We start from the raw sequence: 24,723 nt of genomic DNA, 5'->3' as shown, positions 1-24,723 counted from the left end.
AGCCTGCGAACCGTTCTTCGGGTTCGTCACTCGTTACGGCGAGAACCTGGGGCGAACAATTACAGGCGCTCGATAATGCCCGCCGCACCCATGCCCGTGCCGACGCACATGGTCACCATGCCGTACTTGTAGTTACGGCGACGCAGGCCGTGCACCACGGTCGACGCACGAATCGCGCCCGTCGCGCCGAGCGGATGGCCGAGAGCGATCGCGCCGCCGAGCGGGTTGATCTTCGACGGATCGAGACCGAGGTCCTGAATCACCGCCAGCGATTGCGCGGCGAAGGCTTCGTTCAGTTCGATCCAGTCGAGGTCGTCCTGCTTCAGACCTGCGGCCTTCAGCGCGGCCGGAATCGCTTCCTTCGGGCCGATGCCCATGATTTCCGGCGGCACGCCACGCACCGCGAAGCTGACGAAACGCGCCAGCGGTGTGAGGTTGAATTCCTTCAACATCTTTTCCGATACGACGATCAATGCGCCCGCGCCGTCCGACGTCTGCGAGCTGTTGCCTGCCGTCACCGAGCCCTTGTTCGCGAACACTGCGCGCAGCTTCGCGAGACCTTCGAGCGTCGTTTCCGCGCGCGGGCCTTCGTCGAGCGACACTTCGCGCGTCTTCACGCGGACTTCGCCGGTGGCGAGGTCGGGGAAGCGTTCGGTGATCGTGTACGCGGCGATTTCGTCGTTGAACTCGCCGTTCTGCTGCGCGGCGATCGCGCGACGGTGCGATTCGACCGCGAACGCGTCTTGCGCTTCGCGGCTGATCTTCCAGCGCTCGGCGACTTTCTCGGCGGTCAGGCCCATGCCGTACGCGATGCCGACGTCTTCGTTGCGATCGAAGATATGCGGCGACAGCGACGGCTTGTTGCCCATCATCGGCACCATGCTCATCGATTCACAGCCGCCTGCGATCATCGCGTCCGATTCGCCGACGCGGATGCGGTCAGCGGCCATCGCCAGCGCGGTGAGGCCCGATGCGCAGAAGCGGTTGACCGTGACACCGCCGACCGTGTTCGGCAGACCGGCGAGCAGCGCGCCCATCCGCGCGACGTTCAGCCCTTGTTCGGCTTCCGGAATCGCGCAGCCGATGATCGCGTCTTCGATCACTTTGGTGTCGAGGCCCGGCACTTGTGCGACGGCCGATCTGATCGCGTGGACCAGCAGTTCGTCGGGTCGCGTGTTCTTGAACATCCCGCGCGGCGCCTTGCCGATTGGCGTACGGCTCGCGGCGACGATGTATGCGTCTTGCAATTGCTTTGCCATTTGTGGCTCCTTTGTCGGCTCGCGCTTAGTTACGTACCGGCTTGCCGGTCTGCAGCATGCCCATGATCCGTTCCTGCGTCTTCTGCGTACCCAGCAGATCGACGAACGCACGACGCTCCAGTTGCAGCAGCCATTCTTCATCGACGAGGCTGCCCGCTTCCACATCGCCACCGCACACCGCTTCCGCGATGCGGCCGGCGATCAGGTAATCGTGCTCGCTGATAAAGCGGCCGTCGCGCATGTTCACGAGCGACGCCTTGATCGTCGAGATCGCCGAACGGCCTGCCACCGGCACCTGCGTCACGCGCAGCGGCGGACGATAACCCGCCGCGGTCAGCGCGCGCGCTTCCTTCTTCGCGACGTCGAGCAGTTCGAACACGTTGAACACGATCGTGTCGGACGGCTTCAGGTAGCCCATCGTGCGAGCGTCGAGCGCGGAAGCGGACACCTTCGCCATCGCCGCATTCTCAAACGACTTCTGCACGAACTTCAGCAGATCGGTCGTCGCGCCGACTTGCGTCGCGGCTTCCGCTGCGCGCAATGCCGCTTCCTTCAGACCGCCGCCAGCCGGCACCAGACCCACGCCGACTTCGACGAGGCCCATATAGCTTTCGATGTGCGCGACCCGCTTCGCGCTATGCAGCGCCAGCTCGCAGCCGCCGCCGAGCGCAATGCCCGACACCGCCGAGATCACCGGCACGCTCGCGTACTTCACGCGCAGCATGCCCTGCTGGAACTTCTTCACGAACGGCTCGATACCCTTCGCGCCGCCCATCATGAACGCGGGCATCGCTTCTTCGAGATTCGCGCCTGCCGAGAACGGGCCGCCAGGCGTACCGAGTTTCAGCGACGTCGGCTGCCACACGACGAGGCCCTTGTAGTCTTTCTCGGCCAGTTCGATCGCTTGCGTCAGACCGTCGATCACCGACGGTCCGATCGTATTCATCTTGCTTTTGAACGACACGATCAGCACGTCGTTCTCGCCGGCGCGGTCATCGACCCATGCACGCACGGCGTCGGTTTCGAACAGCGTCTTGCCGTAGGTCTTCGGATCAGCCGAAGTCTCGCCGACCAGCGGTGCACGAAACACCTGTTTGTCGTAGACGGACAGCGACGAACGCGGCACGAACGTCTTCGAAGCCGGCGACCACGAACCTTCGTTCGTATGCACACCGCCCTTTTCGGCGACCACGCCTTCGAGCACCCACGACGGCAGCGGCACGTTCGACAACGCCTTGCCCGCGGCGATGTCTTCCTGCACCCATTCCGCAACCTGCTTCCAGCCTGCCGTCTGCCATCCTTCGAACGGACCTTCGTTCCAGCCGAAGCCCCAGCGAATTGCCAGATCGACGTCACGTGCGTTGTCCGCGATCGATTCCAGATGCACGCCGATGTAGTGATACACGTCGCGGAAAATCGCCCACAGGAACTGCGCCTGCGGATGCTCCGATTCGCGCAGCAGCTTCAGACGTTCCGCCGCCGGGCGTTTCAGAATGCGGCCAACCAGTTCGTCCGCCTTCGCGCCGCCATCGACGTACTCGCCCGTCTTCGGGTCGAGCACCTTGATCGCCTTGCCTTCCTTCTTGTAGAAGCCGCCACCGGTCTTCTGACCGAGCGCGCCCTTCTTCACCAGTTCGGCCAGCACGGCCGGCGTTTCGTAGACCGGGAAGAACGGGTCGTCCTTCAGCGTGTCCTGCATCGTCTTGATGACGTGCGCCATCGTGTCGAGACCGACCACGTCGGCGGTACGGAACGTCGCCGATTTCGCGCGACCGAGGCGCGAGCCGGTCAGGTCGTCCACTTCGTCGAAACGCAGGCCGAACTTCGCGGCTTCGGTAATGACGGCGAGGATCGAAAAAATACCGACGCGGTTGGCGATAAAGTTCGGCGTGTCTTTTGCACGCACGACGCCCTTGCCGACCACGCTCGTCAGGAACGATTCGAGCTGATCGAGAATCTCGGGACGTGTCGTCGCGGTCGGGATCAGTTCGACCAGGTGCATGTAGCGCGGCGGATTGAAGAAGTGCACGCCGCAGAAGCGCGCCTTCAGTTCATCCGGGAAACCTTCGGACAGCGCCGTGATCGACAGACCCGACGTGTTGGTCGCGAAAATCGCGTTCGGTCCGAGGTGCGGCGCGACCTTCTTGTACAGGTCGTGCTTCCAGTCCATCCGTTCGGCGATCGCTTCGATCACGACATCGCACTCGGCGAGCTTCGCGATGTCGTCGTCGTAATTGGCGGGCTGGATGTATTGCGCGTCGTCCTTCACGCCGAACGGCGCGGGCGACAACTTCTTCAGATTCTCGATCGCCTTCAGCGCAATCGCGTTCTTCGGGCCTTCTTTGGCGGGCAGATCGAACAGCAGCACGGGCACCTTGGCGTTGATCAGGTGCGCGGCGATCTGCGCGCCCATCACGCCGGCGCCGAGCACGGCTACCTTGCGAATGATCAGATTGCTCACGTCGTTCCTCCGGGGAGTTATGCGGATGTCGCGAAGCTTGTTGACGCTTCGCGATGTGTGGCTTGAGGCTGATTTCGAGGCTGGTCGAAACCAGGCGCCGCGGTGTTATCGCGCGCGGCGCCTGCCTCGAGGGTATTAGGTTCGCTTAGAACAGCGACTCTTCGACGTCCATCATCGACTTCGAACCGGCGCGTGCCTGACGGATCGTCATTGCCGTTTCCGGCAGCAGCTTCGCGAAGTAGAAACGTGCGGTGGCGAGCTTCGCCTTGTAGAACGGATCGCCCGACGCCTCTTTGTCCAGTGCGATGCGTGCCATGCGTGCCCAGAAGTACGAGAACACGAGATGGCCGACGGTACGCAGATACGGCACAGCCGCGGCGCCGACTTCGTCCGGGTTCTGCATTGCCTTCATGCCGATTTCCATCGTCAGCTTCTGCACCTTGTCGCCGATGTCCGCGAGCGGGTTGATGAACTCCTGCATTTCCGGCTTGATGCCTTCGGCTTCGACGAATTCCGTCACCAGCTTGCCGAACTTCTTCATCTTCGCGCCCATGTCGCCGAGGATCTTGCGGCCCAGCAGGTCGAGCGCCTGAATCGCATTGGTGCCTTCGTAGATCATGTTGATACGCGCGTCGCGCACGTACTGCTCCATGCCCCACTCGGCGATAAAGCCGTGGCCGCCGTAAATCTGCATGGCGTGATTGGTGCCTTCGAACGCGTTGTCCGACAGGAACGCTTTCAGGATCGGCGTAAGCAATGCGACGAGGTCGGCGGCTTCCTTACGCGCGGCTTCGTCGGCGTGCGACAGTTCCTTGTCGATATGCAGCGCGGACCAGTACGAGAACGCACGCGCACCTTCCGCGTAGGCCTTCTGCGTGAGCAGCATGCGGCGCACGTCCGGATGAACGATGATCGGATCAGCGGCTTTTTCCGGCGCTTTCGGGCCAGTGAGCGAGCGCATTTGCAGACGCTCTTTCGCGTACGTGAGCGAGTTCTGATACGCGACTTCGGTCAGACCCAGACTCTGCATGCCAACGCCCAGACGCGCGGCGTTCATCATCACGAACATCGCGTTAAGGCCCTTGTTCGGCTCGCCGACGAGCCAGCCTTTCGCGTTGTCGAGGTTGATCACACAGGTGGCGTTGCCGTGAATGCCCATCTTGTGTTCGATGGAACCGCACTTCACGCCGTTACGCTCGCCCGGCTCGCCCGCTTCGTTCGGGACGAACTTCGGCACGATGAACAGCGAAATGCCCTTGGTGCCGTTCGGTGCGCCCGGCAGACGCGCGAGCACCAGGTGAACGATGTTTTCGGCGAGATCGTGTTCGCCGCTGGAGATGAAAATCTTCGTGCCGCTGATCGCGTACGAGCCGTCGCTATTCGGTTCTGCCTTGGTGCGCAGAATGCCGAGGTCGGTGCCGCAATGCGGCTCGGTCAGACACATCGTGCCGGTCCAGACACCCGCCACCAGCTTCGGCAGATACGCCTTTTGCAACTCGGGCGTGCCGTGCGCATGCAGACATTCGTAAGCGCCGTGCGACAGGCCTGGGTACATCGTCCACGCCTGGTTCGCCGAGTTCAGCATTTCGTACAACGCGTTGTTGACGAACGCGGGCAGGCCCTGGCCGCCGTATTCCGGATCGCAGCCCAGTGCGGGCCAGCCGGCTTCGACATACTGCTGATACGCTTCCTTGAAGCCCTTCGGCGTGGTCACGACGCCGTCGCCGACGTAGGTGCAGCCTTCCTGGTCGCCGCTGTGGTTGAGCGGGAACAGCACTTCGGAGCAGAACTTGCCGGCTTCTTCGAGCACGGCGTTGATCGTGTCGGCATCGAGATCAGCGTGCTTTGGCATCTGCTTGATTTCGGCTTCGACGTTAAGCAGTTCGTGCAACACGAATTGCATGTCGCGCAGCGGCGCGGCGTACTGTCCCATGACTCTCTCTCCCAAGTTTGACAAGAAGCCAGGCTGTTAGCTGAGTCCGTGGATCGGAACTTTCTGCGCCGCCGAATCCGTTTGGGTTCCCGGCGACGCTGCTAACGGCTTTCGCTTTGATACGAAACAATCAATTTTTCCAGCGCGGCCCACGTGAGGCGCACGGCATCCGGCAAGTGCAGGAAACGTGCGTCATGATGCAGACCGAGCGTGAAGCTATACAGTTCGAACAGCATCAACTGCGGATCGGTGTCGGCACGCAGATGCCCTTCTTCCATTGCCTGCGAAATCGCGCGATTGAGTGCCGCTCGCCAGATCGTCACGCTCGACACCAGTTGCTCGCGCACCTGGCTGTCCGCGCGATCGTCATATTCGACCGCGCCGCTGATATAGATGCACCCAGTGGTGACTTCCTGAATGCGTTTTTCGATCCAGCGGGAAATCATCGCGCGCAAGCGCGGCAAGCCACGAGGCTCACGCAAACTCGGGAAAAACACCTCGTCTTCAAAACGACGGTGATATTCGCGTACGACTTCAACCTGCAAATCTTCGCGCGACCCGAAATGCGCGAACACACCGCTTTTGCTCATCTGCATGCGCTCGGCCAGCAGCCCGATTGTCAGACCTTCCAGTCCGTCCCGGCTTGCCAGATCGAGAGCCGCCTCAAGAATCGCGACCCGTGTTTGTTCGCCTTTTCGCATAGCTGTTTTACCGTTCTAATGAGACCGAAAGAAAATCGAACGGCCGTACTATTATTGAGTGCTGCCGTCCGCGAAACAAGGACTTTATTAGAAACCGGTTTCTAACCGAGTTTCAATTCTGCGACATCCGTCAATCAGATGAATCGGATTTTTTAGAGGCCTTTGTCGTTCGACAATTGTTGCAGATTGGCCTATCTGTTTTTCGAGATGGTCGCAGTCGGCTGACATGATGCAGCAAGTGGGTGGAAATCTAGAAGAGGTTGGAATTCTGATGGGGAAAACGCTGCTGGAGTGCCGCGCCGACGCGTGTTAGCACGTCGTCCCAGTTGCCGCGCTGTTGCTGCGTGAAAAGACGCAGGCTGGGATACCACGGGCTGTCGTCCCGCTCGCGCAGCCAGCGCCAGCAGCCCGCGAAGCGGTTGAGCAACCACACCGGTCTGTCCATGGCCGCGGCGAGATGCGCGACCGAGGTGTCGACGGAAATCACCAGATCGAGGTTTTCGATCAGTGCAGCGGTCTCTGCGAAATCGGCGAGGTCGGCGGTCCAGTCCGTTAGACGCGCGTGGCTGGCCGGATCGGCGAGCTTTGCCGGGTCGTCGGTCTTTTGCAGACTGATCCAGCGGATTTGTTCCAGCGCGAGCAGCGGCGCGATTTGAGCGGCGGTGAGGCTACGCAAGCGGTCCACCGCAATGCCCGAATGGCCGCCAGCCCATACCACGCCGACGCGTGGCATATGGGCGTCCGGGAACGCGTCGAGCCGCGTGCGCCAGCTCGCGGCACGCACTTTATCGGCGTATAGATAGGGCGTGTTGGCCGGAATGGTCGCGAGTTGCGTGTTGAAAGCCATCGGCAACGACATGAGCGGGCAGTAGCAGTCCCAGTTGCCCGGCTCAGCCGGTGCTGCGCCGAGCAGCACGAGCCCGGGCCAGCGTGAACACAACGATTCTTCATACAGACGACGCAGCGGCGCCGGACACACATAGCCGACCTGCGCGAAGCGTTCGAGCGCCATCGGCAGATAGCGAACGAATTGCAGACTGTCGCCGTAACCTTGCTCGCCGAGTACGAGTAGGCGTTCGCTTGGCACACCTTTCCTACCCGCGGCGTGGACGCCTGACGGTCCCTCGCCCGACCAGCGCGGCAACGGTGCTTGCACAGGCTCGGGTGCCGGGCTTCCATCGGCGCGACGGAAGCTGGCCCAGCGGTCTTCAAAATACGGCCACGCCTGCTGATAACGGCCGGTGGCGAGCAGCACCATCGACAGGTTATTGCGTGCGATGAGATTGGCCGGCGCAAGTTCGAGCGCGCGGCGGTAGTGATGCTCCGCCTGCACGGGAACGCCCAGGTCCGCGAAGATGCGGCCGAGGTTGTTGTGCGCTGCCGAGTGGCCGGGATCGAGTTCGAGCGCCCGGCGGTAGCTCACCGCGGCGTCTTCAGGACAATCGAGATGTTGCAGCGTCAACGCGAGGTTGTAGTGGAGCGCGGCGAAGTCCGGCTGCAGCGCGAGTCCGTTGCGCAGGCTCTGAATGGCTCCGGCGTTGTCACCCAATCGGAGTTGAACGGCATAGAGCGAGTTGTACAGGTTCGGCTCCGGACGGAGCTGGATTGCCTGATCGAGCCACTGTTGCGCGCGTTGCGGGTTACCGGCTGCAAGGGCGAGCAAACCCTTCAGATGCATGGCGCCGGTGTGCCTGCTATCCGCCTGCAGGATCTGATCGGCGAGCGTCTGTGCCTGGTCATGGTGGCCGGCCTGGTAAGCGGCGACAGCCTGGTCGTGAAGGCTCGATGTTGCGCTGCTGGATGGAGTGGGACGATTAGCGGACATGAGGGGCGGACAGGCCTCTGTTACGGCCCGGCTGGGCTGCACCGCTCACTGTGCTCGGCGCGGTGCGGCCGGACACACTGCTTGTTCTGGAAGAGGTCTTGGCGACGGCAGGCGCTTTTGCGTCGGGCGCTCGACTTCTGGCGAACTGTGATTATGGTTTGCGTGGTGGGCCGGGGATTTGGGAAAGGTCCGCAATGGGGTGGGAAAAAGTCTGAGCCCGATTGAGGTTCTGCCGTTTTCTTATTCCAGCATCGATAGCCGCGTTTTACGTTCACGCGGAGGCCTGGGTGTTGTCCGTGACGGCCTTGACTGTTCGGGGCGTGTCCTGGTGGCACTCACTGTCTTTGCCGCTCACCAATCCATCGCAGCACGCTCCCCGTGCTAGTCGTAGCCGCCCACCGTCAACAACTTCATCGCCACCCGATAGGTCGTGTAAGCCACCCAATTCAGCGCCCGCTCCCCCGCGGGACGCGCTTCATATCGCGCCTCGTCGATCCGCCGTGCATCCTTGAATGCACCGAGGATCGCCTCGCGCAACACGTCGATTGACGGGTCGTTCACCAGCACTACGTTCGCCTCGTTATTGAGCATCAGGCTCAAGGCATCCAGGTTCGACGAGCCCACCGTCCCCCAGTTCGAATCCACGACCGCGACCTTGCCGTGCAGCAGCGTTTTCTCGTACTCGGCGATCTGCACGCCGGCGCGAAGCAACGCGTGATACAGGAACGGCACTGCGTAATCGAGCGCCTTGAACTCCTTGCGCCCGATGATGAGCTTCACCACCACCCCACGTCGCGCGGCAAACACCAGCGCGCGCCGCAACTTGCGCCCCGGCATGAAGTACGGATTCGCCAGCAGCACCTCGTGACGCGCCTGGCCGATCGCGGCGAGATACGCCTTTTCGATCGCGCGACGGTTGATCAGGTTGTCGCGCGCGACAAACGCCACGCATGGCTGACCGCCCGCCCATAATTGCTCGTTACGACGCCGGCGACGACGGCGCAAACTGCCAAGCGACGCGGTGTTCTGCGTCGCGAGATCGGGTTCCATCGACTCGAGTGGCCGATGCCCGAGACGGATCCGCCGCCATTGCACCTCGAATGCCTGACGGACATCGGCGACCACCGGCCCGTGCAGTTCGACCGCAAAGTCCCAGCGCCGGAACGGCAGCGTCTCGCCGTTGTTCTCGTAGTCGTCGACGATGTTGATCCCGCCGCAATACGCAAACTGATCGTCGATCACCGCGAGCTTGCGATGCGTGCGCGAAAAGCCGAAGCGCCCAAACAGATGCGGGTTGTAAATGCGATGGTCGATGCCGGCTAGCGGCCATTCGTTGAACATCGTCAAACGCGCGGTGCCGATGCCGTCGGTAATCACGCGCACTTTCACGCCGCGCGAGGCTGCGCGCAACAGAGCCGCGCTGACCGCTTGCCCGGCTTTGTCGTAGCAGAAGATGTAGGTTTCGAGAACGACATCATGCTGCGCTTCGTCGATCCGCTCGATCAGCGCGCTGAAGAATTCATCGCCGGAGCGCAGGAGTTTGACGTCGTTGTCGCTCGTGAAGCGATAGCGTTGCCAATAACGGCGGCCCAGCAGCGCATGCCGCAGTCGCGCGAAACGGCTCACGCCGCCTGAGCTCACTGGCTGCGCCCCGTGGAAAACTCATCAGCAGGACGCCTGCCGAGCCGCTTGGGCAGTTGCAAAATCGCATCCGCATTCGATGACGAAAAGCAGCGCGACGCAGCCTCTTCATACGGAAGCCACACGAACGCGGTGTGCTCGCGCGGCGCGAGCGTCACCTCGAGCTGCTCGGGCACCTGCACGCTGAACCAGTGCTCGGTGTTGTGGATCACGCCCTCGGCGTAACGATGCCGGAACTCCGGATAAATCTCGTATTCGATCGAATACTGCCAGTCGAATAACGCGCCCGGCGGCACGAGAGCACTCCCCACCACAATGCCCGTTTCTTCGGCGACTTCGCGGGCCGCCGTTTCGGCGAGCGGTTCATCGAGCGCATCTTTTGAACCGGTGACCGACTGCCAGAAGCCTGGATGATCGGCGCGCTCGATCAGCAACACGTCGAGCGCGGGCGTATGGATGATGACCAGAACGGATTGTGGAATTTTCGGCGGTTTCGGCATGGTGTAAAAACTGGGCGCAACCTATGCGCGGTACATGTCGGCGAATGGTCCAATGAACGCTCGAAAGCAGTTGCATCGACTGTAACGCAAAAAAAGAAAAAGGCGCCGGGAGTTTCCTCCTGCGCCTTTTTCGGGTGCTTCTACTGTCGCTTCCGGACAGCACTCAGCGGCATCGAGCGACTGACCTCAAGCCATTACGCCTTCGGTTCCGGCGTACGCACGCGGATGTGCAACTCGCGCAACTGGCGCTCGTCCACTTCGCTCGGCGCCTGCGTGAGCAGACACTGTGCGCGTTGCGTCTTCGGGAACGCGATCACGTCGCGGATCGAATCGGCGCCGGCCATCATCGTGACGATGCGGTCCAGACCGAACGCGATACCGCCGTGCGGCGGCGCGCCATATTGCAACGCGTCGAGCAGGAAGCCGAACTTGGCTTGCGCTTCTTCCGCGTTGATCTTCAGCGCGCGGAACACCTTGCTCTGCACTTCTTCACGGTGGATACGCACCGAACCGCCGCCGATTTCCCAGCCGTTCAGCACCATGTCGTAGGCCTTCGCGAGGCAGCGCGCCGGATCCGTTTCCAGATACTCGAGATGCTCGTCCTTCGGGCTCGTGAACGGGTGATGCGCGGCGACGTAGCGGTTGTCTTCCTCGTCGTACTCGAACATCGGGAAGTCGATCACCCACAGCGGCTTCCAGCCCGACTCGACCAAGCCGTTGGCCTTGCCGAATTCCGAATGACCGATCTTCAGACGCAGTGCGCCCAAGCTGTCGTTCACCACCTTCGCGCGATCTGCCGCAAAGAAAATAATGTCGCCGTCTTGCGCACCGGTGCGCTCGATGATCGCCTTGACCGCTTCGTCGTGCAGGTTCTTGACGATCGGGCTTTGCAGACCGTCACGGCCCTTCGCGACTTCGTTGACCTTGATCCACGCGAGACCCTTCGCGCCGTAGATGCGCACGAATTCCGTGTAGCTGTCGATATCGCCACGCGAAAGCTCGCCGCCCTTCGGCACGCGGATCGCTGCGACGCGGCCGTCCTTCGTGTTGGCCGGCGTGCTGAACACCTTGAAGTCGACGTCCTTGACCGCGTCGGTCAGGTCGGTGAATTCGAGCTTCACGCGCAGGTCCGGCTTGTCCGAACCGAAGCGGCGCATCGCTTCCGAATACAGCATGACCGGGAATTTTTCGTCCAGCGAGACGCCGATCGTTTCCTTGAACACGTGACGGATCATGTCTTCAAACAGATCGCGGATTTCCTGTTCCGACAGGAACGAGGTTTCGCAGTCGATCTGCGTGAATTCCGGCTGACGGTCGGCGCGCAGGTCTTCGTCGCGGAAGCACTTGACGATCTGGTAATAGCGATCGAAGTTCGCGACCATCAGCAACTGCTTGAACAGTTGCGGCGACTGCGGCAGCGCGAAGAACTGACCCGGGTTCGTACGCGACGGCACCAGGTAGTCGCGTGCGCCTTCCGGCGTGCTCTTGGTCAGCATCGGCGTTTCGATGTCGATGAAGCCGAGCGAGTCGAGATACTTACGCGCTTCGATCGCGACGCGGTAACGCAGACGCAGGTTGTGCTGCATTTGCGGACGGCGCAGGTCGAGCACGCGATGCGTGAGACGCGTGGTTTCCGACAGGTTGTCGTCGTCGAGCTGGAACGGCGGCGTGATCGACGCGTTCAGCACGATCAGTTCGTGGCACAGCACTTCGATCTTGCCGCTCTTCAGCGCGGCGTTGGTCGTGCCTTCCGGACGGCTGCGCACGACACCCTTGATCTGCAGGCAGAACTCGTTGCGCACGCCTTCGGCGGCCTTGAACATTTCCGCGCGGTCCGGGTCGCAGACGACTTGAACGAGGCCTTCGCGATCGCGCAGGTCGATGAAGATGACGCCGCCATGGTCGCGGCGGCGGCTCACCCAGCCACACAACGAAACAGTTTGGCCCAGCCGTTCTTCGGTCACCAGACCGCAGTATTCAGTTCTCATCGACATGATGTTTGTCTTTCGTTATGCATTGGTTGATCGGCGCGCGGCAGTGAAACACTGCGTGAAACTTTTGCGCACCGGCATTACAGCGGAGGCTCGACTGTCGTGCGGCGCACCGGCGCCGGAGGCGCGGACGGCGCCACGACGCCCATCGAGACGATGTACTTGAGCGCGGCGTCGACTGTCATGTCGAGTTCGATCACTTCGCTCTTGGGCACCATCAGGAAGAAGCCGGACGTTGGGTTCGGCGTAGTCGGCACATACACGCTGACGTAATCTTCTTTCAGGTGGTTGACCACGTCGCCGCCCGGAATGCCGGTCAGAAACGCAATCGTATAGGAGCCGCGGCGCGGATATTCGATCAGCAGCGCCTTGCGGAACGCGTTGCCGCTACTCGACAGCAAGGTGTCGGACACCTGTTTGACGCTGGTGTAGATCGGGCCGACCACCGGAATGTGAGCGACCAGCAATTCCCACCACTTCACGAGCTTCTGCCCAATGAAGTTCTGCGTCAACAGTCCGACGACAAAGATAAACGCCAGCGTCAGCACGGCGCCGAGCCCGGGCAGTCGATAACCGATAGCCCGTTCCGGCTGCCACGAAGTGGGCAGCAGCAACAGCGTCTGGTCCATCGTGCCGATGATCAGACCGAGCACCCACAGTGTGATAGCCAGAGGCACCAGCACCAGCAGGCCAGTCAGAAACACCGATTTGAGCGTCGTTTTTTTCGTCGTCATGTGTACCGCCAGAAAGCCGCGCGAGCCGAAGCTCTACGCGCTGTGTGTGCGCCGCCCGAAGGCGGCAGTCCCACTAGGCGCTGCCGGAACCGCTCGAACTCGCCGAAGCGGCCGGTGCGGCAGCAGATGCGGCCGGCGTTGCGGCTGCGCTCGATGAACCGGCTGCGGCCGTGCTGCCCGCCGAGCCCGTGTCGGATTTCGCGACGCCATTATTGGCAGCCGCTGCATTCTCGCCCGATTTGGCATTGGCGCCATTCGAGTCGCCATTAGCGTCGGGCTTGGCCGGCGCGCTGGCGCCGCCATTGCCGCCGCGGAAATCGGTTACATACCAGCCGGAGCCCTTCAACTGGAAACCGGCAGCAGTGACCTGCTTGCGAAAGGTGTCTTTCCCGCACTCGGGACACTGCGTCAACTGGGGGTCGCTCATCTTCTGAAGCACGTCCTTCCCGAAGCCGCATGACTCGCAACGATAAGCGTAGATCGGCATGATCTTTTCCCTACTGAAATCTTGTAAACGCTTGCAAAGCCTTGAATTATAGCCGCAAACAGTATGGGTTCCCCGGATTTCAGGAACCAATGCTCGACGCAGCCGCCGTTCACGTAAATTGGGGCGGCTGTGTGCGAATCAAGTGCGGGTTACTGGCGACGTCGGGTACTTCAGCGTATGCGCATGGGGATTCACTTCCCGTTGGGTGTGCCCTCAGCCACGGCGACGCCAGGTGAGCCAGCGCTCCCGTCCTGCAAAAACCGCGATTGAGTCGTTCACCGCCTCGTCTTCGATCAACTCGAAGTGCGGCGTCAGCAATGCGTCGAGTTCCGCGCGCTCGATACCGAACGGCGGCCCTTTGGGCGTCGCGCCGATGAAATAGAAGCCCGCGAGAAGTGCGCCTGCGGGCAACAGCTCGGCCATGCGTTGCGCGTAGTCAGCGCGACGAGCCAGCGGCAGCGCGCACAGGAACGCGCGCTCGTAAATCCAGGCGGGTGTAAAAGGCGGCTCGTAGGTGAAGAAATCCGCCTGCTCCACCAGCTGCGCATATTGCTCGCCCAACTGCTGCTGTGCCGCCGCGACCGCAGCCGGCGAGAAGTCGATTGCGCGGACCGGGTTGCGTTGCCGTGCGAGCAAAACGGCCTCGTATGCGCTGCCGCAGCCTGGGATCAACACAGCCGCGCCGCCATGTCGCCCGGCGAATGAACGAAACGCCGCAGGCACGCCCGCCTGATCCCACGGCATGAAGCCGCGCTCGAAGCGTTCGTCCCAGAAGGCTGGCGAATTGGGATCGCGGGTCGCAAAATCGGGCGCGGGAGATTGGGTCGGGTCGCTCATCGGAAGCCTCGCTGTTTTGCTGTCGATCGCTCGGACCAAGTGCTGGAATGGGCGCGGTAATCCGTCACCGGCTCAGATGCGGGACTTGCTGCCCAGCATCGGGCGCGAAATCGGGCGTCTGGGTCGGACGCTGAACCGGGCACTGGAACCGGGCGCAAGAATCAAAAGCCTAAGATCAGCCACCATAAGCGAGCGCGAGAACCACCCGCGCCAGCACCGCCCCGACACCGACCGCCACGCCGAACATCAGCAGGCCTTGCAGCAAGCGGTTGGTGCGTTTCTGCTCGAGCAGAATCTGGCGAATCATCTCGTCGTTCGCGCCACGCGTGTTGTCGTGACGCTCCGCCAGCACGTGATGAATCAGCCGCGGCAGTTGCGGCAGCGTCTTGCTCCACTGCGGCGCTTCGATCTTCAGACGCTCGTACCAGCCGCGCAGACCGATCTGCTCGTTCATCCAACGTTCGAGATAAGGCTTGGCCGTTTTCCACAGATCCAGTTCGGGATCGAGCGAGCGCCCCAAGCCTTCCACGTTGAGCATGGTCTTCTGCAGCAGCACGAGCTGCGGCTGGATCTCGACGTTGAAGCGGCGCGACGTCGAGAACAGCCGCATCAGCACCTGGCCCAGCGAAATATCCTTCAGCGCGCGATCGAAATACGGCTCGCAGACCGCGCGAATCGCACTTTCGAGTTCTTCGACGCGGGTGGTCGGCGGCACCCAGCCCGACTCCAGATGCAGCGTGGCAACGCGGTGATAGTCCCGCTTGAAAAACGCGAGGAAGTTCTGCGCGAGATAATTCTTATCGAAGTCCGACAACGCGCCGATGATGCCGAAATCCAGCGCAATGTAGCGGCCGAAATGCGCCGGATCGAGACTTACCTGAATGTTGCCCGGATGCATGTCCGCGTGAAAAAAACCGTCGCGAAACACCTGCGTGAAGAAAATCTCGACGCCTTCGCGCGCCAGCTTCGGAATGTCGACGCCCGCCGCGCGCAACGTCTCGACCTGGCTGATCGGCACGCCGACCATCCGCTCCATCACCAGCACCGTAGGCGTGCAGAACTCCCAGTACATCTCCGGCACCAGCAGCAGATCGAGCCCGGCGAAGTTGCGCCGCAACTGGCTGCCATTGGCCGCCTCGCGCATCAGGTCGAGTTCATCGTGCAGATATTTATCGAATTCGGCGACCACCTCGCGCGGCTTCAGGCGCTTGCCGTCGGCCCACAAACGCTCGGCCCACACGGCGATATCGCGCAGCAACGCGAGGTCGGAATCGATCACGGGCAGCATGTTCGGGCGCAGCACCTTCACCGCGACCGCCTTGCCCGCGTGCTGGCCGGCCTTCACCTTCGCGAAGTGGACCTGCGCGATCGAAGCGCTCGCCACCGGCACGCGCTCGAAATCGTCGAACAGTACGTCGACGGGAGCGCCGAGCGACTTCTCGACCAAGCCGATTGCCACCGCCGAATCGAATGGGGGCACCTGGTCCTGAAGTTTCGCCAGCTCGTTCGCGATATCGACAGGCAACAGATCGCGCCGTGTGGACAGCACCTGGCCGAACTTGACGAAGATCGGCCCGAGGCTTTCGAGCGCGAGCCGCAACCGCACGCCCGGCGGCGCGTCGAACTTGCGGCCGATGGTGGTGATACGCAGCAGCAGACGCACACGCCGGTCGTTGACGCGGCTCAGCATCATCTCATCGAGACCGAACCGGATGACTGTGAAAAAAATCTTGAGGAAACGCAGAAAACGCATAGTTGTGCCCGGTGACTAGCGCGTGCCGCGCGACGTGGCGGCGCCGCCCGGCGCATCGGCGCCGCGGGCTTCGACCTTCTGTTCAAGACGCTCGATGCGTTTTTCCACACGCGCCAATGCATCGCGCGCGCGGGCCAGTTCGACGTTGAAATCTTCAAGCGAGGTACGCCGCACCAGTTGCGGATTCTCGTCGAGCAGATATTCGGCGGCCGTGTCGAGCAGATTGCGGCCGGTGCGTTGCACATGCTCGCCGACCGTCCGCACGACTGATGCCACCCGCCACGCGGGACCGTCGCCGATCAGCTTCGACAGGTCTTCCTCCGGCTCCCAGCGCAAATGCTCGGCGAGCTTCGCGATCACGGTGGCGAACTCGGCGTCGCCCTCGATCTTCACATGCTTCATGACGGCGGCCTGGCCGCCTTGCACGAAGGCCGGCAGCGCGTCGGACGCAACCGAAATGGTCACGTCGTACTGATGCGTATCGGATTCGGAAACTGCGCCCAGATAGCCGTCTGGCTGCACCAGCAGCGTCAGCACGACCGGCGGACACGACAGCCGGGCAGTCTTGCCCGCATAAGGGACGAGGCGCTCACGAGCCCACGATTCGCGGGCGAGCAGATGATTGACAGCAGCAGCGAAGGGCTTGGCGGCGAGGGTCATCGAAAGTGGCAAGAAAAAACCCGCGCGAACGAGGTGCTCGCGCGGGTTCCTATTGTAACGTCCGTTCGCTTCGCAGCTTGCTCAGCCGAACGGCCAACGTTGGGTGCCCGATCGAGGCAACGCGCACTGGCTCCGCGCCGCCTCGCCGATAGTTTAGTGCTGCTCCACCTGCTGGATGCCGGCGAGCAACCAGCCTTCGCCTGCACGGTTCGCCTTCGTCAGATTCCACACCTCGACGAACGGCTCAGCCGCTGCACCGGGCGCTTCACGAATCAGACCGGAAAAACGCACACTGGCGAAGAATTCGCTCGCGCGTTCTTCAACGCCCAGCAGTTCGGCATTCAGTTGCACCACGTCGGTCTGATTGGACTCCGAACCGCGCGAAGCCAGATCGACCCGTACTTCAGCGAACATTTCCGGCGTAGTGAATTCGCGGATGTCTTCGACATTGCCGACGTCCCACGCAGCCTGCAACCGTACGAAGTACACCTTCGCGTTGCGCAGGAACGCTTCCGAATCGAAGCCGGCCGGCACGACGGGCATCGGATTGATGGACGGCGTGGTCAGCGGATTGCCTTGCGGTTCGAGGTACGAGCCCGACGGCGGCGCGCTGTAGCGCGGTTCCATCGGCTGCTGGTTATAACCGGTGTTGCCCGCATTCAGCGACGGCGACGCGCCCGCGTAAGCCGGTTGCGCCGTGTCGCGCCTGCGGCCCGTGAAGCGGCGGATCAGCCAGATGACGACCATCGCGATCACCGCGAGCACGATCACGTTCGCCATCATGCCGGCAAACGCGCCGCCCAGACCGAAGTGCGACAGCAACGCGGCAATGCCGAGACCGGCAGCGAGACCCGCGATCGGCGCAAGCCAGCGCGAGCGGTTAGGTGCGGCGGGCGGCGTGGGCGTGGGGGACGGCTGCGCACGCTGCTGCATCGCCTGATTGCTCTGGGAAGGCTGCGACGGCGCCGCCTGTTGTTGAACGGTGTTCGACTGACGGCCGAAGCTACGGCCACCGCCCATGCGGCGCGCTTCCGCATCGAGCGAAGCGAGAGAGCCGGCCATGATCAGACCGACCACCGCGATCAGTCCGATTCTTCTCACCAGCGACCGCCCAACCTTACGGGGAGATAACACACCTGAATCGGACATTTTCGTACTTTCCTTTAAAAATCGATGGGTTAGGGACCCTAGTATTTGGTCCCCACATGTAAAGCTACCACGCCAGCTGACAAATTGTAATATTTGACGCCGTCGAGACCCGCTTGTTCCATCATTGTTTTCAAAGTTTCCTGATCCGGATGCATCCGGATCGATTCCGCCAGGTACTGATAGCTCTCGGCGTCTTTCGCAAAGCGTTCGCCCAGCCACGGCAACACCTTAAAAGAATAGACGTCGTAAACCTTTTTGAGCGGGTCCCACACCTTCGAAAATTCCAGCACCAGCAGACGGCCCGCCGGCTTCAGCACGCGACGCATTTCCGCGAGCGCGATGTCTTTGTGCGTCATGTTGCGCAGGCCGAATGCCACCGTGACGACATCGAAGTAATTGTCCGGAAAGGGAATTTTCTCCGCGTCGCACAACAGCGCAGGCGTGATCACGCCTTTGTCCAGCAGACGGTCGCGACCCACGCGCAACATCGATTCGTTGATGTCGGTATGCCAGACTTCACCGGTGTCGCCCGCCTGTTTCGCGAAGGCCTTCGACAGGTCGCCGGTGCCCCCGGCGATGTCGAGCACCTTGTAGCCCGGCCGCACGTTCGCCTGGGCGATCGTGAACATCTTCCACGCCCGGTGCAACCCGCCCGACATCAGGTCGTTCATCAAGTCGTAGTTGGAGGCGACCGAGTGGAATACGCCCGCCACCTTCTGCGCCTTGTCCTGTTCGTCGACCGATTGAAAGCCGAAGTGGGTTTTGCTCATCGCGCTCGTCCTTTCGCGTATTCTCAAATGTTGCGCCGCATCAGTGCGGCGTTCGGGGCGAATCGTATCAGTGACAATGCCCGTGCGCAGCGCCGGCCGGCACCATCGGCGTATCGCGGTCGACGCCGGCTGCTGCGAGTCTGGCGAGATAGTCGCGCCAGAGTTCGTCCTGGCGCACGGCCATGTCGTACAGCAGGTCCCACGAATAGATGCCAGAAGCGTGCCCGTCGGAGAAAGTCGGCTGCACCGCGTAGTTGCCGACGCCTTCGATCATCGTGATCGTGACTTCGCGCTTACCGGTTTGCAAAGTCTCCTGGCCGGGCCCATGGCCCTGCACTTCCGCCGACGGCGAACACACGCGCAGCAATTCGAACGGCAACCGGTACGATTCGCCGTTCGCGTACTGCAATTCGAGCACGCGCGACTTCGAATGCACGACCACCCCGGTTGGCACCGGAGTCTGGGGAGTCAATCCGCTCATGATGAGCCTCGTATGAAAATACCGTACCGCCTCGGGTCTTCGCCTTTTCTACAAGCGAAGTGCGAAGCGGCAAGTCAGGCAGCGCTCAACCAAGCGCCTGTTCGATTTCCTGCCGCACCGCTTCACGCAGCAACGTGGCTTGCGCGCGGCGCGACGACAGCATGACTTCGGACACCGTGCGCTGGCGCGGCGCCCAGATGGGCAGTGGAAAATGTGCGTCGTTCGAAAAACGCGGAATGACGTGCCAATGCACGTGCGGCACCTGGTTGCCGAGGCTCGCCAGGTTCACCTTGACCGGCTGAAGAATACGCCGGATCGCGCGTTCGACCGCGTACACGGCCTTCATCACGCGATCACGGTCGCTCGCGGCGAGATCGGAAAATTCGGCTACGTGCTGGTTCCAGATGACCCGGCAAAAGCCCGGGTAATCGTGTTCGTCGGCAAGGACGACACGCAGCGTGTCGTCCTGCCACAGCACATCGCCGCCGTCTTCACGGCAAAAAACGCAGTCCATCGTCGTCCTCAGGCAAAAATCGTCAGTCGTGCCATTAAACCAGCACGCGCTCGATTCCGCCATTGTTCGCCCGCTGGACGTAGTCCGCCATCCAGTCTTCGCCCAGCACGTGACGCGCCATTTCGACGACGATGTAGTCCGCTTCGGTGCCCGCATCTTCGTTGTAGCGCGACAAGCCTTGCAGGCACGACGGGCAGCTCGTGAGAATCTTCACGTCGGTGGCGCCCTTCGGCTGCGGACCGTCACCGGCCTTCAGCACGGAGCCGTCCGGCGCACCCGCCGCCCCGGCCGATGCATTGGCCGTATTGATCCCGTTCGCGCCGGCTTCAGCGACCAGCGGAATACCACGCAGTTTGGCCGCGCCCTTGCGCATCTCCTCTTCCTTGCGGAAGCGGACCTGCGTCGAGATGTCGGGACGCGTCACTGCCAATGTGCCGGATTCGCCGCAGCAACGATCGTTCTTCTCGATCTTGTAGCCGTCTTTCTCCGAACCCATCAGCTGATTGACCAGTTTGACCGGGTCCATCGTCTTGATCGGCGAGTGGCAAGGGTCGTGGTACATGTAGCGCACGCCGTTCACGCCTTCCAGCTTGATGCCCTTCTCCAGCAGGAATTCGTGGATGTCGATGATCCGGCAGCCCGGGAAAATCTTCTCGAATTCGTAGCCGGCGAGCTGGTCGTAGCACGTGCCGCACGACACCACCACCGTCTTGATGTCGAGGTAGTTCAGCGTGTTGGCGACGCGGTGGAACAGCACGCGGTTGTCCGTAACGATCTGCTCGGCCTTGTCGAACTGGCCCGAGCCGCGTTGCGGATAGCCGCAGCACAGGTAGCCCGGCGGCAGCACGGTTTGCACGCCCGCTTCCCACAGCATCGCCTGGGTAGCGAGACCGACTTGCGAGAACAGCCGCTCGGAGCCGCAGCCCGGGAAGTAGAACACCGCTTCCGTGTCCGCCGTGGTCGTCTTCGGATTGCGGATGATCGGGACGATCTTGTTGTCCTCGATATCGAGCAACGCGCGCGCGGTTTTCTTCGGCAGATTGCCCGGCATCTTCTTGTTCATGAAGTGGATCACCTGCTGCGTGACCTTCGGCTTGCCGACCGTCGCGGGCGGGTGCGCCGTCTGCTTCTTCGTGAACTTCTTCAGCACTTCGTTGCCCAGGCGCTGCGCCTTGTAGCCGACGCCCATCATCGCGGTGCGCGCGAGGTTGATGGTCTGCGGATTCGTGGCATTCAGGAAGAACATGCCCGCTGCATTACCGGGGTTGAATTTCTTCTTGCCCATCTTGCGCAGCAGGTTGCGCATGTTCATCGTCACGTCGCCGAAGTCGATCTTCACCGGACACGGCGTCACGCATTTGTGACAGACGGTGCAGTGATCGGCGACGTCGTTGAACTCGTCCCAGTGCTTGATCGACACGCCGCGGCGCGTCTGCTCTTCGTACAGAAACGCCTCGACCAGCAGCGAAGTGGCGAGAATCTTGTTGCGCGGGCTGTACAGCAGGTTCGCGCGCGGCACGTGGGTCGCGCAGACGGGCTTGCACTTGCCGCAACGCAAACAGTCTTTGATCGACTCGGAAATTGCGCCGATGTCGGACTGCTGCATGATCAGCGATTCATAGCCCATCAGCCCGAAGCTCGGCGTGTACGCGTTGCGCAGGTCGGCGCCTTCGAGCAGCTTGCCCGCGTTGAAGCGGCCATGCGGATCGACGCGCTGCTTGTACTGGCGGAATTCCGCGATCTCTTCTTCGGTCAGGAATTCGAGCTTCGTAATGCCGATGCCGTGCTCGCCGGAAATCACGCCGTCGAGCGAACGCGCCAGCTTCATGATGCGCGCGACCGCCGTGTGGGCGTCCTGCAGCATCTCGTAGTTGTCGGAGTTGACCGGCAGGTTCGTGTGGACGTTGCCGTCGCCCGCGTGCATGTGCAGCGCGACGAACACGCGGCCGCGCAGCACCTGCTTGTGGATCGCCTGCGCTTCTTCGAGGATCGGCTTGAATTCGCCGCCGTTGAAGATCTGCCGCAATTCGGCGCGGATTTCCTGCTTCCACGACACGCGGATCGTGCGGTCCTGCGTGATATGGAACACGCTCGCATCGGGCTGCGCATCGACGCGATCGGCGAATTTTTCCGCCAGCGCTTCGTAGCCGAGACCGACCAGATAGTGCTGCGCCTCGCGCACCGACAGATCAAGCTTGTCGCGCAGGAATTCCCAGCGCGTACGCACGCGTTTCAACAGATCGAGCGCCTGCTGGACACGGTCTTCGAGCAGTTCGGCGCTCGGGATTTCGTTCGCGTCGTCGCTCTTGCCGAGCGGCAGCTTGCCGCCCTGGAAGAACGCTTCGAGCGCGTCGACCAGTTGCAGCTTGTTCTTGATCGACAGCTCGATGTTGATCCGTTCGATGCCGTCCGTGTACTCGCCCATCCGGTCGAGCGGGATCACGACGTCTTCGTTGATCTTGAACGCGTTGGTGTGCTTCGCGATCGCGGCCGTGCGGCTGCGGTCGAGCCAGAAGCGCTTGCGCGCCTCGGCGTTGACCGCGACGAAGCCTTCGCCGCTCTTGCCGTTGGCCATGCGCACGACTTCCGAGGTCGCTTGCGCGACCGCGTCCGCGTCGTCACCGACGATGTCGCCGATCAGCACCATCTTCGGAAACGCGTTGCGCTTGCTCTTGGTCGCATAACCGACTGCGCGCAGGTAACGCTCGTCCAGATGCTCCAGACCGGCGAGAATCGCGCCGCCCTGACGGGAGGTTTCGAATAGGTAATCCTTGATTTCGACGATGCTCGGAATCGCTTCACGCGCCTGGCCGAAGAATTCGAGGCAGACGGTGCGCGTATGCGCGGGCATCTTGTGCAGCACCCAGCGCGCGGACGTGATGAGCCCGTCGCAGCCTTCCTTCTGCACGCCGGGCAGGCCGGCGAGGAATTTGTCGGTGACGTCCTTGCCGAGGCCTTCCTTGCGGAACACGCGGCCCTTGATGTCGAGCGCCTCCGTGCGCAGCAGCTTTTCGCCCGGCGCGTAGTTGCCGTCGAACCACTTCAGCTCGAAACGCGCGACTTCGATGTCGTGAATCTTGCCCATGTTGTGGTCAAGACGCGTGACTTCGAGCCAGTTCCCTTCCGGGTCGACCATGCGCCACCAGGCGAGATTGTCGAGCGCCGTGCCCCACAGCACAGCCTTCTTGCCGCCCGCGTTCATCGCGACATTGCCGCCGACGCACGACGCATCGAGCGAGGTCGGGTCGACCGCGAACACGAAACCGGCCTGCTCGGCCGCCTCGGTCACACGACGCGTCACCACGCCCGCGCCGGAGAAAATCGTCGCGACTTTACGATCGACACCCGGCAATTCGGTCATTTCGACCGCGCCAAGCTGTTCGAGCTTTTCAGTATTGATGACGGCCGAGAACGGCGTGAGCGGCACCGCGCCGCCCGTGTAACCCGTGCCGCCTCCGCGCGGAATCACGGTCAGACCGAGTTCGAAACACGCCTTGATCATGCCGGCGATCTCGGTTTCGGTATCCGGCGTGAGCACGACGAACGGGTATTCGACGCGCCAGTCGGTCGCGTCGGTCACGTGCGACACGCGGGACAAACCGTCGAACTTGATGTTGTCTTTTTCGGTGACCTTGCCCAGCACCTTGGTCGCGCGGCGGCGCAGATCGTAGGTCTTCTGGAACTCGCTCGCGAATTCGTCGACGGCGCGACGCGCGGCCTGCACCAGCGTTTCAACGCGAGCGGCGCGGTCGATGCCGGCTTCATCGCCATGCGCGACCAGATCGGCGCGGCGGCGCTTCTCGATCTCCGACAACCGGTGATGCAGCGCTTCGATCAGCATCGCGCGGCGCTTCGGGTTGTCGAGCAGATCGTCCTGCAGATACGGATTGCGGCGCACGACCCAGATATCGCCCAGCACTTCGTACAGCATCCGGGCCGAGCGGCCGGTGCGGCGTTCCGCGCGCAATTCGGCCAACGCGTTCCAGGCATCGTTGCCTAGCAGACGGATGACGATTTCGCGGTCGGAAAACGACGTGTAGTTATAGGGAATTTCGCGCAGACGCGCTTCGGGATCGGCGGCCACCGTAGCGGCGGCACCGTGCGGATCGAAAACTTGAGGTGCGTTCATGTTTGGACGACTCTGTAGGTCAATCGGGCGCGCTCCTCAGGAGCCGCCGACTGACAATGCGCGTGGGGCGCAATGCTTGGAAATCTTCTTGGGGAACGAAGCACAACCGACGGCCTGATCACATCGGTCTCTTCGCGGCGCTCAGATACAGCTACACGATCGTGCGTGGCGGACGAGACGCTCCGCCGCGGGGCAGGACTCACGCGGGACGGGCATCAAGTGGGCGATCTGAGGCTGCCAGTGCATCTTCCGATCCTTATTCCAAAACGGAATTCTACCGCATGATTCCGCCACGCGTTGACGGGTGGAATTGCAGTTGAGAAAGCAGTTTGGGCAGATTCGGAAAGAATTGGCTTCTTTTGCACGCGCGCGGAACTTCTTGACCGGACGGTCGGGTTGGGGTGTGGGCGTGGGAGCCGGTTGGGCTTCGGAGGGGTTTTGGCGATACTCTGGCGAGAATTCCGGGAAACTTCGTGTGACTTCCAGCGCGTTTGCACCAAACTTCCGAGGTTGTTCTATCGGGACTCGGCCCGACCTCAGCAGGAACGCCATCGGGCTCCGGCCGCACTTCTGTCGAACATCCAACCGGATTTCCGGGCAGGCCTTCGTACAACTTGCGTGGCGCTTCAGCACCATTTGAGAAAAGCTTCGGCAAGACCTCCACTCGGCTCTGGCGCGGCCTCGGCACGGCTCCCACGCAGATGCCAAAGGCCAGAGCCCGCACCGTTGGCGCTATCATTGACCCTTTCCCGTCTCACAAAGCGCACCGCGCCACCCGCATGGCTTCCCACGACTACCTGAAAAAAACCCTGACCGCGCGCGTCTACGACGTGGCCCGCGAGACCGAACTCGAACGCGCGCCGAATCTGTCGGCGCGGCTGCGTAACCCGGTATATCT

18 protein-coding genes and 1 pseudogene are annotated in these 24,723 nt (G+C 62.2%); 1 reads left to right on the top strand and 18 read right to left on the bottom strand.

Annotated elements, in window-relative coordinates:
- Positions 1-59: 59 nt before the first annotated feature.
- From LMG28727_RS31290 to LMG28727_RS31205, 18 genes are all read right to left on the bottom strand, one after another.
- Entirely contained in the window at positions 60-1,259 is a 1,200-nt protein-coding gene (locus tag LMG28727_RS31290) for an acetyl-CoA C-acyltransferase (protein ID WP_201646179.1), read from the bottom strand.
- 25 nt (positions 1,260-1,284) lie between these two features.
- Positions 1,285-3,720, bottom strand: coding sequence for a 3-hydroxyacyl-CoA dehydrogenase/enoyl-CoA hydratase family protein (locus LMG28727_RS31285; RefSeq protein ID WP_201646178.1), 2,436 nt, complete (start codon positions 3,718-3,720; stop codon positions 1,285-1,287).
- Positions 3,721-3,865: 145 nt separating this feature from the next.
- Positions 3,866-5,653: an acyl-CoA dehydrogenase C-terminal domain-containing protein gene (locus LMG28727_RS31280; protein ID WP_201646177.1), complete on the bottom strand. Its 1,788-nt coding sequence runs from the start codon at positions 5,651-5,653 to the stop codon at positions 3,866-3,868.
- A gap of 101 nt (positions 5,654-5,754) precedes the next feature.
- Positions 5,755-6,354 (bottom strand): TetR/AcrR family transcriptional regulator, encoded by a 600-nt coding sequence (locus LMG28727_RS31275; protein WP_201646176.1) that lies wholly within the window; start codon positions 6,352-6,354, stop codon positions 5,755-5,757.
- A gap of 250 nt (positions 6,355-6,604) precedes the next feature.
- On the bottom strand, positions 6,605-8,179 hold the full coding sequence (locus LMG28727_RS31270) for a tetratricopeptide repeat protein (RefSeq protein WP_201646175.1): 1,575 nt from the start codon (positions 8,177-8,179) through the stop codon (positions 6,605-6,607).
- A gap of 381 nt (positions 8,180-8,560) precedes the next feature.
- Complete coding sequence (clsB, locus tag LMG28727_RS31265) at positions 8,561-9,820, bottom strand: cardiolipin synthase ClsB (RefSeq protein ID WP_201646174.1); 1,260 nt, start codon at positions 9,818-9,820, stop codon at positions 8,561-8,563.
- Entirely contained in the window at positions 9,817-10,320 is a 504-nt protein-coding gene (nudB, locus tag LMG28727_RS31260; protein ID WP_201646173.1) for a dihydroneopterin triphosphate diphosphatase, read from the bottom strand. Before nudB ends, clsB begins: the two co-directional genes overlap by 4 nt.
- A gap of 194 nt (positions 10,321-10,514) precedes the next feature.
- Positions 10,515-12,314, bottom strand: a complete 1,800-nt coding sequence (gene aspS, locus LMG28727_RS31255; protein ID WP_201646172.1) for an aspartate--tRNA ligase — start codon at positions 12,312-12,314, stop codon at positions 10,515-10,517.
- Positions 12,315-12,391: 77 nt separating this feature from the next.
- A complete protein-coding gene (locus tag LMG28727_RS31250; protein ID WP_074762989.1) occupies positions 12,392-13,045 on the bottom strand; it encodes a DUF502 domain-containing protein in 654 nt (217 codons plus the stop codon).
- 73 nt (positions 13,046-13,118) lie between these two features.
- Positions 13,119-13,532: an FmdB family zinc ribbon protein gene (locus LMG28727_RS31245; protein WP_201646171.1), complete on the bottom strand. Its 414-nt coding sequence runs from the start codon at positions 13,530-13,532 to the stop codon at positions 13,119-13,121.
- 213 nt (positions 13,533-13,745) lie between these two features.
- Complete coding sequence (locus LMG28727_RS31240) at positions 13,746-14,369, bottom strand: class I SAM-dependent methyltransferase (RefSeq protein ID WP_201646170.1); 624 nt, start codon at positions 14,367-14,369, stop codon at positions 13,746-13,748.
- 175 nt (positions 14,370-14,544) lie between these two features.
- Positions 14,545-16,122, bottom strand: a complete 1,578-nt coding sequence (gene ubiB / locus LMG28727_RS31235; RefSeq protein ID WP_074762983.1) for a ubiquinone biosynthesis regulatory protein kinase UbiB — start codon at positions 16,120-16,122, stop codon at positions 14,545-14,547.
- Between the two features lie 15 nt (positions 16,123-16,137).
- Positions 16,138-16,782, bottom strand: a complete 645-nt coding sequence (locus tag LMG28727_RS31230) for a ubiquinone biosynthesis accessory factor UbiJ (RefSeq protein WP_201646169.1) — start codon at positions 16,780-16,782, stop codon at positions 16,138-16,140.
- Between the two features lie 153 nt (positions 16,783-16,935).
- On the bottom strand, positions 16,936-17,931 hold the full coding sequence (locus tag LMG28727_RS31225) for a Tim44 domain-containing protein (protein ID WP_201646168.1): 996 nt from the start codon (positions 17,929-17,931) through the stop codon (positions 16,936-16,938).
- Between the two features lie 38 nt (positions 17,932-17,969).
- Complete coding sequence (gene ubiE / locus LMG28727_RS31220) at positions 17,970-18,701, bottom strand: bifunctional demethylmenaquinone methyltransferase/2-methoxy-6-polyprenyl-1,4-benzoquinol methylase UbiE (protein WP_201646167.1); 732 nt, start codon at positions 18,699-18,701, stop codon at positions 17,970-17,972.
- Between the two features lie 67 nt (positions 18,702-18,768).
- Positions 18,769-19,182: a gamma-butyrobetaine hydroxylase-like domain-containing protein gene (locus LMG28727_RS31215; RefSeq protein WP_201646166.1), complete on the bottom strand. Its 414-nt coding sequence runs from the start codon at positions 19,180-19,182 to the stop codon at positions 18,769-18,771.
- A gap of 85 nt (positions 19,183-19,267) precedes the next feature.
- Entirely contained in the window at positions 19,268-19,696 is a 429-nt protein-coding gene (locus LMG28727_RS31210) for an HIT family protein (protein WP_201646165.1), read from the bottom strand.
- A 34-nt stretch (positions 19,697-19,730) separates the two neighbouring features.
- Positions 19,731-23,825 carry a DUF3683 domain-containing protein gene (locus LMG28727_RS31205; protein ID WP_201646164.1) on the bottom strand — a complete coding sequence of 1,365 codons (4,095 nt, stop codon included), beginning with the start codon at positions 23,823-23,825 and terminating at the stop codon, positions 19,731-19,733.
- Between the two features lie 701 nt (positions 23,826-24,526).
- On the opposite strand from LMG28727_RS31205, the pseudogene LMG28727_RS34400 reads away from it, so the two are divergent.
- A pseudogene (locus tag LMG28727_RS34400) lies at positions 24,527-24,723 on the top strand (threonine ammonia-lyase, biosynthetic); the annotation flags it as partial.

Source organism: Paraburkholderia metrosideri (assembly GCF_904848625.1).
Taxonomy (GTDB): Bacteria; Pseudomonadota; Gammaproteobacteria; order Burkholderiales; family Burkholderiaceae; genus Paraburkholderia; species Paraburkholderia metrosideri.
This window is presented reverse-complemented; position numbering and strand designations above follow the sequence as displayed.